General features: G+C 64.9%; 9 protein-coding genes. 2 read left to right on the top strand and 7 right to left on the bottom strand.

Translation table 11 applies throughout. The annotated features are described in order from the left end of the window. Window positions 1-46: 46 nt before the first annotated feature. Window positions 47-415 (bottom strand): Hpt domain-containing protein, encoded by a 369-nt coding sequence (locus LB515_RS01810; protein WP_140542794.1) that lies wholly within the window; start codon window positions 413-415, stop codon window positions 47-49. Window positions 416-716: 301 nt separating this feature from the next. Between LB515_RS01810 and LB515_RS01815 the strand changes: the two genes are divergently transcribed. Further along, the gene (locus LB515_RS01815) at window positions 717-6830 is read left to right on the top strand and encodes a kinesin (protein ID WP_224706558.1); all 6114 of its coding nucleotides are present in this window, start codon (window positions 717-719) and stop codon (window positions 6828-6830) included. Window positions 6831-6929: 99 nt separating this feature from the next. On the opposite strand, the gene LB515_RS01820 is transcribed toward LB515_RS01815, so the two are convergent. Genes LB515_RS01820 through LB515_RS01835 form a run of 4 tightly spaced genes read right to left on the bottom strand, consistent with a single transcriptional unit; the run spans window position 6930 to window position 11006 of the window. Further along, window positions 6930-7583: an ABC-type transport auxiliary lipoprotein family protein gene (locus LB515_RS01820; RefSeq protein WP_224706559.1), complete on the bottom strand. Its 654-nt coding sequence runs from the start codon at window positions 7581-7583 to the stop codon at window positions 6930-6932. A 36-nt stretch (window positions 7584-7619) separates the two neighbouring features. Next, complete coding sequence (locus tag LB515_RS01825; RefSeq protein ID WP_224706560.1) at window positions 7620-8993, bottom strand: MCE family protein; 1374 nt, start codon at window positions 8991-8993, stop codon at window positions 7620-7622. Window positions 8994-9007: 14 nt separating this feature from the next. Continuing rightward, the gene (locus LB515_RS01830) at window positions 9008-9820 is read right to left on the bottom strand and encodes an ABC transporter ATP-binding protein (protein WP_095765245.1); all 813 of its coding nucleotides are present in this window, start codon (window positions 9818-9820) and stop codon (window positions 9008-9010) included. 1 nt (window position 9821) lies between these two features. Further along, on the bottom strand, window positions 9822-11006 hold the full coding sequence (locus tag LB515_RS01835) for an ABC transporter permease (protein WP_224532047.1): 1185 nt from the start codon (window positions 11004-11006) through the stop codon (window positions 9822-9824). A 77-nt stretch (window positions 11007-11083) separates the two neighbouring features. Here LB515_RS01835 and dgcA point away from each other — a divergent pair, with 77 nt between their 5' ends. Continuing rightward, window positions 11084-12067, top strand: a complete 984-nt coding sequence (gene dgcA, locus LB515_RS01840; protein WP_224706561.1) for an N-acetyl-D-Glu racemase DgcA — start codon at window positions 11084-11086, stop codon at window positions 12065-12067. Here the strand turns inward: dgcA and LB515_RS01845 are convergent. Together LB515_RS01845 and LB515_RS01850 are read right to left on the bottom strand one after the other, a co-directional pair. Then, on the bottom strand, window positions 12038-13252 hold the full coding sequence (locus LB515_RS01845; protein ID WP_224636423.1) for an MFS transporter: 1215 nt from the start codon (window positions 13250-13252) through the stop codon (window positions 12038-12040). The genes dgcA and LB515_RS01845 overlap by 30 nt on opposite strands. Window positions 13253-13437: 185 nt before the next feature. Beyond that, window positions 13438-14268, bottom strand: coding sequence for a UDP-2,3-diacylglucosamine diphosphatase (locus tag LB515_RS01850; protein WP_224602492.1), 831 nt, complete (start codon window positions 14266-14268; stop codon window positions 13438-13440). Window positions 14269-14357 lie beyond the last annotated feature (89 nt).

Here is a 14357-nt window from a genome sequence, read left to right on the forward strand (position 1 = left end):
CGGCGCGAAAGCGCCACGAAATGACGTTTTTCAGAAAGGCCGGATACTAGCGGCTGATGCCGGCGATGAAGTCGCGCACTTCCTCGATCAGCGTGCTGAGCCGCTTGAGCGCCCGGACGTCTTCCGGCTGGGTTTCGATGATCGCCGCACAGTCGGCCACCGCAAAGGCGCCGATGCCGCGCGCCGAGCCCTTCAGGCCATGCGCCAGAAGCACCCTTTGCCTCGCGTCGGCATCGGCGATCTGGTCACGGACCGACAGCGACTGATGCACGAACAGCGCCAGCACCTCGCGTTCGAGGTCGCGGTCGCCCATTGTCTGGCGTGCCAGATGGCCGAGATCCACCGGTCGGGCTCCAGCCGTTCCGGAGGCGTCGCCTCCCGGCATGGAAAACGCAATACCACTTTCGCCACGCATACGCACTGCAACTCCATCAAGCGGGCAGACGGGTCCACGAAAATAGGCGCTCCCGGTCGCCAACGGGTTAACGACTGCAGAGGAAAAATGTTGTCACGGAGGCAGCCGGATCACGTCTCCGTTAACCTTATATTTAAAGTTTTACGTATCGCCTGGAATGCATGTTTTCTTTACCCCGGTGTGTCATTACGATACGAAGGTCCATTTTTCAGCCTCCTGCGCGGGATAGACAAGCCAGAATCGGGCCAGAATCAGGCCAAAATCATAAGTCCCGCGGCAGCTAGTACAGGGTAGCGAAGGCATGGCTAAGAAACCAACGACGACGAAGTCTCTCGAGAATGACGTGGCCGCGGAACTGGAAAAGGCGCTTGACCTTGACCTTAACGGCGACGAAGGCGGCCTCGACATGGCGGCGTCGATGGAGGATCTCGAAGCGCAGATTTCGGCGGCGGCCGACGAGCTGGCGCGCGAAGGGCGCAGCCACAGGACGGAGCCGGCAAACAGTCCCCAGCCTGCCAACCCCCAACCTCCCAAGGCGCCCGCGGCCAAGCCGGCCGAATTGCGCCCGGTCGAGCCGCGCAATGGGCAGCCGTCCGGCTTCACGCCTCCCGCCGGCTTCACGCCCGCCAACGACGACCGCCAGAAGGACTACAAGACGCTGCTGCACAGCCTCAACCGCCGTGCGTCCAGCACCGTCTACTGGGTGATCGCCTTTATCTCGCTGGCCTGGATCGGCGGCGCCGGCGGCCTGGCCAACCTGTTGTTCGGTCCCGGCATCTGGAAGATCCGTACCTTCGACCAGTTCTTCGCCCGTCCCGAGCTGATCGGCCTGGCGGTTGCCGCGATCGTTCCGGTCATCCTGTTCTGGGCGTTCGCCGCCATGATCCGGCGCGCGCAGGAAATGCGCCTCGCCGCGCAATCCATGACCGAGGTCGCCTTCCGCCTGGCGGAGCCCGAAAACCTCGCCCAGGACCGTGTCATGATGATCGGCCAGGCCGTTCGCCGCGAGGTGGCGGCCATGGGCGAAGGCATCGAGCGCACCCTGGCCCGCGCGGTCGAGCTCGAAACGCTTGTCCACGGCGAAGTCAGCCAGCTCGAACGCTCCTATTCCGAGAACGAGGCCCGCATCCGTTCGCTGGTCGACGGTCTCGGCAGCGAGCGCGAGGCGGTCGTCACCCATGCCGAGCGCGTGCGCGCCTCCATCGCCAGCGCTCACGAGACGCTGCGCGACGAGATCGGCTCGGCCAGCGACATCATCCGCGACTCGATCCTCAACGCGTCGACCAAGCTGTCGATGACGATCAACAATTCCGGCGACACGCTGATCGACCGCATCAATGAAAGCTCGACGTCGATCTTCGATTCGGTGGAATCGCGCCTTGACAACATCACGGACCGTCTTTCGACCTCCGGTGAGGCCTTCGCGAGCCTGCTCGACACCCGTATCGCCAAGCTCACCGACACCACGGACGGCCTGACACGCTCGCTAACCGACCTGCTCGACGACCGCACCAACGGCATGGTCTCGCTACTCGGCGGCGCGGCGCGTACCTTGAATTCGGAGTTCGAGACGAGCCTCAGCGGCATCGAACGGACCCTGGCCGAACGCGGTCAGGCGCTGATCAGCGAATTCCAGACCCGCGCCGAGGCGCTCGACACCGGTACGCAGAAACTCAACGCCGCCCTCGAAGCCCGCGCCCGCCAGATCAACGAGACGCTGGTCGAGCGCGCCCGCGAGATCGCGCACACCTTCGCCGAGAGCAAGGACCAACTGTCGTCGATGATCGACCAGGGCAAGACGCAGATCGGCGCCGACATGGCGGACATCATCTCGTCGACCTCTTCCATGCTCGAAGCCCGCGCCACCGACTTCGCCGGACGCATGGAAGCGGCCCGGCATGTCGTGTCGCGCTCATTCGATTCCGATATCCAGCGGCTGGCCGATGCCCGTGTCGGCATCGAGGAAGCCGTCGAGAACCACAGCCGCGCGCTTTCGGAGAGCCGCGAGCGCATGGCGGCCGCCATGCAGGAGGACCTGGCGAAATTCGCCGAAGGCCGCGTGGCAATCGATGCCGCCGTCACCAACCAGGTGCAGAAGCTGGCAGAAGGCCGCAGCCTGATCTCGCGCGCGCTGGAAGAAGACCTGCGCAAGGTCAACGAGTCGCGCGCTGCCATCGATGCGTCGCTGGGCAGCCATCTGGAGCAGCTCGAAGAAGGCCGCAACCGCCTGACCCAGGTCTTGAACGAAGACTCCGGCAGGCTCGTCCAAGCCCGTACGATGATTGACGAAATGGTCGCCGGCCATGTCGGGAAGCTGGCCGAAGGCCGCAACATCCTGGCGCGCGCCCTGGAGGCTGATCTCAACAAGCTGCAGGACAGCCGCGCCTCCATCGACGGCCTTGTGGCCGGTCAGGTCGAGAAGATCGCCGAGGGCCGCGCGGTGCTCGCCAAAGCGCTCGAGACCGACATCATCGGCATCCGTGGCCTGATCGAGACCCACTCGACCAAGCTCGCCGAGGACCGCGGCGAGCTCAGCCGCGCCCTTGAAAGCGATCTGAGCGGCATCCGCGGCCTGATCGACAGCCACGCCGGCAAGCTCGCCGAGGACCGCAGCCTGCTGTCGCACACGCTGGAAGCCGACCTCGCCAAGCTCGCCGAAAGCCGCGCCTCGATCGACGGCCTTGTCGCCGGCCAGGTCGAGAAGCTCGCCGAAGGCCGCGACATCCTCAAGCGTGCCCTGGAAGCCGACCTCAACGCCATCAAGGGTGCCATCGCGGGACATTCGGACAAGGTTCTGGAAGATCGCTCACAGCTTTCGAAAGCGCTTGAAACCGACCTGCAGGCCGTCAGCGGCGCCATCGCCGACCATCAAAACCGGCTCGTTCAGGACCGTTCCGTGCTGTCGAAGTCGCTGGAGGACGATCTCGCCAAGCTGGCGGAGAGCCGCTCCAGCATCGACGGGCTGGTCGCCGGCCAGGTCGAGAAGCTCGCCGAAGGCCGCGACATCCTCAAGCGCGCGCTGGAGGCCGACCTCAACACAATCCAGGGCGCGATCGTCGATCATTCGCAGAAGATCACCGATCACCGCGCCGAGCTTTCGCGTGCGCTGGAGACCGATATGGCTAATGCCAGCGGCCTCATGCAGACCCATGCCGACCAACTGTCGCAGAACCGGGCGACGCTGTCCAAGGCGCTCGAGGACGATCTTGCCAAGCTCGCCGAGAGCCGCGCCGGCATCGACGGCCTGGTCTCCGGCCAGGTCGAGAAGCTCGCGGAAGGCCGCGACATCCTCAAGCGTGCGCTGGAAGCCGACCTCGCCAAGCTCGCCGAAAGCCGTTCCTCGATCGACGGCCTGGTCGCCGGCCAGGTCGAGAAGCTCGCCGAAGGCCGCGATATCCTTAGGCGCGCCCTCGAAGCGGACCTTCAGAAGCTGACGGAAAGCCGCTCGGAGATCGACGACGTCATCGCCGGCCATGTCGGCAAGCTGTCCGAGGGCCGCAACATGCTGGCCAAGGCCCTCGAGGACGATCTCCTCAAGCTTGCCGATGCGCGCAAGGACGTCGACCGTTCGGTTTCCGGCCATATCGACCAGATCGCTGCCCGAAGCAGCGATATCTCGGCGGCGATTGCCGCCGATGTCGAGAAGATCGAGCAGGCCTTCAGCCGGCAGACCGGTGTCATCGAGGAGCGCGCCGGCACCATGGAGCGTGCGCTGTCGACCGGCGTCGACAATGTCCGCGGCGTGCTGGAAAAGACCGCTGTGTTCGTGGCGGGCGCGCTGCGCGACAAGGTCATGGAGATCACCAGCACCCTGCACGAGCAGGCCGGTGCGGCTTTCAGCGACGCCGACCGCAAGATCGCCGAACGCGCCGAGCAGACGTCCGCCGCGCTGCTTGCCAGGGCCGAGGACATCGCGCAGGCTTTCGAGGCGGCGGACCGCCGCCTGCACGAGCGCGCCCAGGATACTTCCAACATGCTGATGGCGCGAGCCGACGACGCCTCCAACTCGCTCATGGCCCGCGCCGAGGAAACCGCCGACAAGCTGGCCGCACGCGCCGGCGACATCGCCAACACCTTCGATGCAGCCGACCAGAAGCTGGTTGCCCGCGCCGTCGAGACGGCGCAGTCGCTGGCCGCCCGTGCCGGCGACATCCTGCGCAACTTCGAGGGCGCCGACGAGCGGCTTTCGATGCGCATCAGCGAATCGGCCGAAGCGCTGGCCGCCCGCGCCTCGGACCTCGGCCGCATCTTCGACAGCGCCGACCAGCATCTGATCTCGCGTATTGCCGAGGGCTCGGAGGCACTGTCGTCGCGGGCGTCCGAAATTGCCCGCATCTTCGACGACGCCGACAGCCGTTTGGTGTCGCGTATCGCCTCGAGCACCTCGACCATCGGCGAGCATGCCGACACGATCGTCGGTGCCTTCGCGGCGACCGAACAGCGCGTCGCCGACCGTGCCCGCCAGACCGGGCAGGAGCTTGCCGTGCATGCCCGCGAGATCGAGCAGGCGCTGGCGGGAGCCGACGAGCGGCTGGCCGCAAGCGCCTCGGCCGCGGCCGCCCGTGTCGAGGACCAGGTGGCGAGCGTGGAAAACCGCCTCGCCTACAGCGCCGAGACCATGGGCCAGAAGCTCAACGAGCAGGTCTCCAGCGCCGAGGCCCAGCTCATCTCGCGCGCCAATGTCATCGCCGAGACCTTCACGGCGGTCGGCCAGCATATCGGCCAGAGCACCAACGAGGCCGCGCGCACGATCGGCGCCAACACCCGCGAGCTCAACACCATGCTCGCGGCGCGTTCGGCAGAGATGGCGAAAATCCTCGACGAGACGGCCAAGCCGCTGGTCGAGCGCTTCGCCCAGGGCGGCTCCGAGCTGCAGCGCAGCATGGAAGAGGTCACCGAACGGGCGGCCGAGAAGCTGCGCAGCGAGAACACGAACCTCGTCAATGCTCTCGCCACCCGCACGGCCGAGACGCTGTCGGCCGTCGAAGGCGCCCGCTCGTCGCTTGCCGACAGCGTGGCCGATCTTATCGGCCGCATGACGACCTCCAGCGCGCAGCTCGGCCAATTGATCGACCAGGCTGCCGTCAATCTCGGCCAGGTCGAGGAGCGGCTCTCCGGCAGCACGCAGAGCTTCGCCACGACCACGGAGAAGGCCGCCCAGACTTTCGCCAGTTCGGCGCGTCTGGTCGATTCCAACACGACACGGCTCACCGAGCTGTCCTCAGCGACGCTGCGCGAGGTGGCCTCGATCGCGACCAAGTTCGACGAACACAGCCGGTTGCTCTCCAGCGCCTCGAATTTGCTCAGCTCTGCGCAAAGCAATCTCGAGCACACGCTGGAGCGTCAGTCCTCGCTGGAAGACCTCGCCGTCGGCCTGGTCAAGAAGTCGGAAGATCTCGAGAAGGTGATGCGCTCCTTCGAAAACCTCGTCGGCCAGACGATGCAGACCGCGGAGGGCCGAACGATGGAATCGGCGGAAAAGATCCGCACCGCCATCGCCGACGTCGTCGATTCGGCGACACGGCGCTTTGCCGACGCGACCGAAGAGATGCGTCGCACCGCAGGCTCGATCAAGAGCGAGCTCGACCTTACCCGCGCCGAGCTGAAGAAGGGCGTGATCGAGATGCCGGAGGAGGCTAAGGAATCGACCTCGGCCATTCGTCGCGCCGTCGCAGAGCAGATCAATGCGCTCAAGGAACTGTCGGATATCGTTGCGAAATCCGGCCGCAGCGGCAGCAGCGAACAGGGCGAGCCACGCGGTCTGCGCCCTGCTCCGCAGGCGCCGGCCCGAGCCGCCGAACCGCCGCTGCGCCGTCCCCCGGCCCCGCAGCCACAGCAGCAACCGCAACCAACGGCCCGCGCTCCGCAGGCGCCGCTCGCGGAGACCACGCTGCGCGGCACGCTCGATCTTGAACGCCCCGCCGAGGCGCCGCGCCGCGATCCGAACGGCAAGCCCGCGCAGGGCGGATGGGTGCGCGACCTCCTGACCAATGCGTCGCGTGAGGAAGAGCTGCGGCCGGCAACGCCGGCGGAAGCGCCGCGCGCGACGCCTGCCCAGCGCTCGCCGCTGCATGTCATGGAGTCGCTCAACTCGCTCTCCGTCGACATCGCGCGGGCCATCGACCATGACGCCTCGATCGAGCTCTGGAACCGCTACCGGCGGGGCGAGCGCGACGTCTTCACCCGTCGCCTCTACACGCTGAAGGGCCAGCAGACCTTCGACGAGATCCGCCGCAAGTATCAGGCCGAGGCGGAATTCCGCGCCGCGGTCGACCGTTACTGCGAGGATTTCGAGAAGCTGCTCAAGGATGTCTCGCGCAACGACCGCGACAACATCATGGCGCAGACCTATCTGACGTCCGACACAGGCAAGGTCTACACGATGCTGGCCCATGCCAGCGGCCGGCTGCAGTGAGCGGCCGACAAGTCTGACAAAAAAGGCGGGCCTCGGCCCGCCTTTTTCTTTTGTCCGTTGATCGATGGAATTGGTTTCCCGGCGCCTTGGCAACCGCTGTCAGATCGTCGAATCCGTCCAGCGGACGATGTCTGCCGCCGCCTGGCCGAAGGCGCTGTCCAGCGCGCCGACGTAAGCCGCATTTCCGCCGCCTGAGACCGGGGTGCTCGCGGTGAAGTTCTTCGAGGCGCGCACCTCGCCGTTGCGGTCGTTCAGGATGCGCACGAACAGATCGACATCGGCATGCTCGCCGCCATTGACGCGCACCTCGAAGGAGCGCACCTCGACGATGATCTGGTAGTCGATGGCCAGTCCCTCGCCCGGCTTTCCGACACCGGCAAAGCTGCCGGAGCGCTGGAAGGTTTCGGCCAGCCTCGCCTGCACGATCAGCGGCAGCCGGTCCGCCCATTGCGCGCCCTTGAGGAACTGGATCGACCGGTCGGAAGGCCTGATGACGATGTTCTGGCTGTCCAGCGCCTTGAGCGCCGACGGCTGGGCGATCAGGATCTGGCGACGGCTGTGGGCACGCACATCTAGCGACGGCGCGGACAATTCAAACGTGTCGAGCGGCGCCGGCTTGCCGCCCAGTGCCGCGCAGCCGGCAACCGCAAGCACCAGCAACGCTGCGGCGGACGATCTCAAACTACCCGCAACCACCCCGATCGACTTCACGCGTGATCCCCGCTGTCCCCGGATCTTACGATCAACCCGCATTTGCGGTTCATTTCTTGACGGTCACGGCGGCCGAAGTCAACGCCGTGCCCTTCCATCGAATTGCCGGACCTCGCCGGCGCCGCCGGACAGAATGCGCTGCGGGTTACGGCTGAGATCGGTCACCGCTTCCTCGATGCGGTTGATCGAGCGCCGGCTGTCCTGCACCAGCCCCTCGACGTTCTGCAGGCCCTGGCCGGAGAAGCGCGACAGGTTGTCGACGATTGTGCCGAGGCGGGAGTTCAGCGTGTCGGCCACCTGCTTGAATGATTTCAACGTCGCCCTGGCATCGGCCATGACGCCGTTGGCCTCGCCGGAGCCGAGGAGCTTGTCGACCTTGACCAGGATGCCGTCGACGCGCACCGAAGCGTCGTTGAGCCGCTGCGCGAGCTGGCGGGCGTCCTTGATGGTCTCGTTGATGTCGTCGGAACGGTTGGCGATCTTGTCGGTGACCTTGGCGATGTCCGACGCCGCCTTGTCGGCGTTGGCGCTGGCCTTCTGGATGTTGGCCAAAGCGGCCTTGACGTCGGCGGGATCGATGCCGTCGAGCACGCTGTTGACCTTGGCCAACGTGCCTTGCGTCTGCTTGGCGAAATCGTTGATCGAGCCGACCGCCGTGTTGAAGTTGTCGATGACGGTATCGAACTGCTTGCTGGTCTCTTTCAGGTTCGTCGTCACCGTGTCGACATTGGCCACGATGCTCTTGATCTGGTCCTTGTCGACGGAATTGAGCAGGCCTTCGGCGGCCTTCAGCGTGCTGTCGAGCCGGCCCGAGACATTCTTCAGCTGATCCGAAAGCGAGCTCACCGCCGACAGGAACTTGTCGATGCCGTCGGAATTCTTGGCCAGCGCGTCCGAGAAGGTCTCGACGTTCTTGACCGTCTGCGTCAGCGGACCGCGAACGTCCTTGGTGAAGCCTTCGAGCTCGCCAAGCACCTTGTCAGCGCGGGTAAAGATGTTCTGCGCCGTCTGCAAAAGGTTGGTGACCGCGGACGGATTGGCGACGATTTCGGCGACCTTGCCTTCCTTCTCCGCTTCGTCGAGCAGCCTGGTCTCCTTCGGATCGGCGCCCTTGAGCTCGATATTGGCCTGGCCGCTGAGGCCGGTCAGTCCGATATCGGCCTGCGTCGATTTGGTGATCGGCGTCCAACGGGCGATTTCGGTGTCGGCGATGGCGACGGTCGGATCGTCGCCGTCGATATAGACGTTCTTCACGTCACCCACCCTGACGCCGTTGAACAGCACAAGGCTGCCGCGGCTGAGGCCGGAGGCCGAGCCCGGGATGCGCACGCGCAGCATCGCCGTTTCGCCCCTGTCGCCGATGGCGGCCGTCCAATAGACGAAGGCGAAGGCAGCCAGGATCGCGCCAAGCGTGAAGATGCCGACAATTATGTAGTTGGCTCTTGTTTCCATCGCCCCACTTATGGCTATGCGCGCGCCGCAAGATCAAGTTGCCGGGCGCGTTTTCCGCGGAAATAGGATTTCACCCACGGCTCGTCGCTCTTCAGCATGTCGTCGATCGTGCCTTCGACCAGCACCTTCTTCTTGCCGAGCACCGCGACGTGATCGCAAGCGGTAAACAGCGTGTCGAGATCATGCGTAACCATGTAGACCGTCAGATCCATCGTGTCGCGCAGCTTGACGACAAGCTCGTCGAACTCGGCGGCGCTGATCGGGTCGAGCCCCGAGGTCGGCTCGTCGAGAAAGACGATGTCGGGATCGAGCGCCAGGGCGCGCGCCAGCGCCGCGCGCTTGATCATGCCGCCGGACAGCTCGGACGGGAATTTCAGCGCGGCGTCGGGCGGCAATCCGACCAGCTCGATCTTGAGCAAGGCCAGTTCGTCCATCAGCGCCTTGGGCAGGTCGAGATATTCGCGCATCGGCACCTGCACGTTTTCCATCACCGTCAGCGCTGAAAACAGCGCGCCATGCTGGAAAAGAACGCCAAGCCGCATGTCGATGCGCAGGCGATCGGCGTCGCTGGCCTTGTCGACGTCGACGCCGAACAGGCTGATCGTCCCCGATTGCTTCGGCATCAGCCCCAATATGGTGCGCAACAGCACCGACTTGCCGGCGCCCGAAGCGCCGACGAAGCCGAGGATTTCCCCACGCTTGATATCGAGGGAGAGCTTGTCGAGGATCACCTTGTCGTCGATCGCGACGGTAACGTCGCGAACCGAAAGCACGATTTCGTCGTCATTCGTGTCCTGCGCGGCCGTGGCGCCGTTGCCGTTCGCCATCTCAGAACCCGATCGCTGCGTAGAACATGGCGAAAAGCCCGTCGAGGATGATGACGACGAAGATCGACTTCACCACCGACGCGGTCACGTGCAGGCCGAGCGATTCGGCGCTGCCGCCGACCTTCATGCCCTCGACCGACGCGATGATGCCGATGATGAGGGCCATGAACGGCGCCTTGATCAGGCCGGCAAAGATGGTGCTGAGGTCGATGGCGACGCGCAGCCTGTCGATGAACGCGGCCGGCGGGATATCGGAATAGAGCCAGGCGGCAACGATGCCGCCGCCAAGCGCTGCAAAATTGGCAATGATCGTGAGGCATGGCAGGCCGATCACCAGCGCGACGAGCCGCGGAAAGACCAGCACGCCGATCGGATTGAGGCCGATCACCTTCAGCGCGTCGACCTCCTCGCGCATTTTCATCGAGCCGATCTCGGCGGTGATGGCGCTGCCCGAACGGCCGGCGAGCATGATCGCCGTCATCAGCACGCCGAGCTCGCGCAGGATCAGCACGCCGACGAGGTCCACGACGAAGATGTTGGCGCCGAAATAGCTGAGCTGGTAGGCACCCTGCTGGGCGACGATGGCGCCGACAATGGCCGACATCAGCACCACCACCGGTATCGCGCCGACGCCCATGCGATCGATCTGGTTGAAGATCGCGGCCGGGTTGACCGCGTGGCCGCGGCCGAGCTTCATCTGCGCGCCGCGGATCGTGGCGCCGAGGATGTTCATGGAGGCGAAGAAATCGTCGCGCATCTCATAGACACGCCGGCCAACCAGCTCCAGCGCGCGCAGGATGATGTTGGGCGGCCCGGACGGACCCGATTCGGGCTCCCGGCGAACCGCATCGCCGACCGCGCCGAGCAGGATCGAAGCGATCTCGCTCTGCCCCTGCAAATGGACCTCGACGCCTTTCTTCTCGAAGGCGCTGGCCAACCGGTCGATAAGCCATGCGCCGGCGGTGTCCATCTTTTCGATGTGGGAAAGGTCGAGCATCAGCTGTTTTGCGCCGCTTCTCTGCTCGATCTTGCGCATGTCGGCATCGACCAGCGCCACGGTGCGCGTCGTCCACACGCCGGAAAAGGCGCAGCCCAGCACGCCCCCTTCCTCGCCCACGGCAATGCGAGGCCGGTGCTCGGCGTCCTTGGCCTCGCCGCTTGCGTCGCGTTTGCGGATGGTCAACATGGCGTCCTGTTTAGCGTGACCGGACTGGCGTGTCGATTTGCCGGCAGACCGGTGTCGCACAGCCGGAGAAGAAAATTATGGCGCGTGTCATTTCGGTCGAAATGGAGCGATTCCCGATCGCCGGCACCTTCACCATCTCACGCGGATCCAAAACCGAGGCCGAAGTCATCACCGTAACGATCGCTGACGGGGGACGTTCCGGGCGCGGCGAGTGCGTGCCGTACAGGCGCTACGGCGAGACCATGGAGGGGGTGCGCGCGGCCATCGAGGCCATGCGCGATCCGGTCGTCGCCGGCATCGACCGGACCGCCTTGCTCTCAGCCATGCCCGCGGGCGCCGCACGAAACGCCATCGACTGCGCCCTTTGGGACCTGGAAGCCAAGCTGACCGGAACGCCGGTGGCGGCGGCCATCGGGGCGCTTCCGACGAGGCCACTGGAAACCGCCTACACACTGTCGCTCGCCGAACCGGACGCCATGGCGGCGCAAGCACGCGCCAATGCCGCGCGACCCCTCCTCAAGGTCAAGATCGGCGGCGACGACGACATGGCAAGGATCCGCGCGGTGACGGAAGCCGCTCCCGAAAGCCGCATCATCCTCGATGCCAACGAGGGCTGGACCGACGAAAATGTCGAGGCGAACCTCAGCTTCGCCGCGCAGCACGGCGTCGCGCTTGTCGAACAGCCGCTGCCGGCGGGCAAAGACGACATCCTGCGCCGGATCGCGCATCCGGTGCCGGTCTGCGCCGACGAAAGCGTGCATGCGGCAAAGGACCTCGATGCGCTGACCGGGCTCTATGACGCCGTCAACATCAAGCTCGACAAATCCGGCGGCCTGACCGAGGCGTTGAAGTTGCGCGACCGCGCGCGCGAACTCGGCTTCGGCATCATGGTGGGCTGCATGGTCGGCACCTCGCTTGCCATGGCCCCGGCGGTGCTGCTCGCGCACGACGCCGACTTCGTCGACCTAGACGGTCCGCTGCTGCTGGCACGAGATCGCGAGCCCGGTCTCGTCTACCGGGGATCGCTGGTTTCACCCCCCGACAGGGTGCTTTGGGGCTGAACGGGAAGCTAGGCCTATCAGCACCATGCCGACGACCGCGATCGGGATCATCGCCCAGAAACCGTCGACGCCCAAACGGTCATAGAGCGGGCCTGAAGCGAGCGTCACCGCCGCCATGAAGAAGCCGTTGAAGAAATAGGCGATGCCTTGCGCGGCGCCCGTGCGCTCTTCGGAGACCGTTTCGCCGATCATCTTCTGCAGGCCGATCAACACCATCGCCACCGATACCGAATGCAGCGTCTGGACGCCGAAGAAGCCGACGACGCCCAGACCGAGCGGCCAGACCAGCGGAAAGGCGATCCAGCGCACGATCGAACCGATGCCGGCGATCACCATCACCCTGGCGACCGAGATGGAAGCAAAAATACGGTTGAAAAACAGAAACATGCACACTTCCGACACTACGCCCCAGGCCCATAGCAGGCCAACGACGGAATCGCCGATTCCGATCGATTTCCAGTAGATCGAGACGAAGCCGTAGAGGAAGGCATGGCTGGCGGTGATGATTCCGACGCCAAGTGTGAAATAAAGGAAATAGGCATTGAACAGGCTCGGCGCCTTGTGCTGGATCTCGGTCGCCGACAGCGGCGAGGCCTTGCGCGGCCGCCCCATGCGCGGCGACAACAGCGCCGCGACCAGGGCCGCGCCGAGCGCGATGAAGATGATGACCGGGACCGCCTGCGGACCCGTGGCCGCCAGGATGAACCCGCCCACGACATTGGCGCACAGATATGAGATCGAGCCCCATTTGCGCATTGCCGTGTAGTTCGAGCCGAAACGGCGCACGCCCGAAAGCGCCAGCGAATCGGCCATCGGCGAATGCGGCGTCCAGACGATCGTCAAAAGCAGCGACACGGCGAGCACGACGGCATAGGTGGCCGGCAGGAAATAGCCGGCAGAGATGACCATGGAGGCCGCAACTACCGCGATATAGACATCGGCGCGATCCCGGGCCCGGTCGGCAAGCGCCGTCAGCATCGGCGTCGTCAACACGCGCAGGAACATCGGCGCGGCCAGGATGACCGCAATCTGCTCGGCATGAAAACCTTTCGCCTGCAGCCAGAGCGGAAAGTAAGGCAGATGCGTGCCTTGCGAGACGAACAAGGTCGCGAAGATCAGGCTCATGCGCAGTTCGAAATGGCTCGGCTTGACAAGCTGTTCGGGCGATAGCGGCGGCAGCGACATGAATCGATCCAATTTCGCTGCATTCGACTCCCATGCAACGTGTCTCGATCCCTAACATGCGGCAAAGCGCGACGGAACCGGCTGGACCAATCGATCGAGAGCTAGGCTGTTGAAGGACGGGGCCTTCGAGCGAGCGCTGCGCGAGCGCGAAGGCAGCAGGCTGAACCGGGGAAACGTGGCCGGGCTCAAGCCGCCTGAGCCGCCCTGCCCTTGAGGTCGATGATATCGATCGGCACCAGCGCTTCATTGCCGACCGACGCCTCAGGCAGCACATGCGCCCAGGTCAGGATTTCCATGCGGCCGTCGAAGTGCTCGACCACCGCCGTGCAGCTTTCCACCCAGTCGCCGGTGTTGATGTACTGCACATCGCCGTAGTTCTCGATTGCCGCGTGATGGATGTGGCCGCAGATCACGCCGTCGACATGCGAGCGCCGCGCCTCCTCCGAAAGCACGGTCTGGAACGAGCCGATGAAGTTCACCGCCTTCTTCACCTTGACCTTGGCCCATGACGAGAACGACCAGTAAGGCAGGCCGAGCAGGTGGCGCAGCTTGGTCACGACACGGTTGACCAGCATCGCCGCGTCATAGGCATAGTCGCCGAGATAGGCCAGCCAGCGCTGGTTGTGCACCACCGTGTCGAACTGGTCGCCATGGATGACCAGCAGGCGCCGGCCGTCGGCGGTCTCGTGGATGGCGCGGTCGGCGACGACGATGCCGCCGAAATGCACGCCCTGGAACTGGCGGGCGAATTCGTCGTGATTGCCGGCAATATAGGTGATCGAGGCCCCCTTGCGCGCCTTACGCAGCAGCTTCTGCACCACGTCATTGTGGCTCTGCGGCCAATGCCAGTTGCGCCGCAGCCGCCAGCCGTCGACGATATCGCCAACCAGATAGATGATCTCGGCATCGTGATGACGCAGGAAGTCGATCAGGAAATCGGCCTTGGCCGCTTTCGAGCCGAGATGCACGTCGGAAATGAATAGCGCGCGGAAAGTGTGGGGCTCTGGGTCTGACATCACGATTTCACCCTTTGCTTTCGCGTGCCTATGCCCCGATTCATGCAACAACCGTATGACGGTTGCGGTTGGTCCAGCCCAGGCGCTAG

This window comes from Mesorhizobium sp. CA15, from assembly GCF_020165215.1.
Taxonomy (GTDB): Bacteria; Pseudomonadota; Alphaproteobacteria; order Rhizobiales; family Rhizobiaceae; genus Mesorhizobium.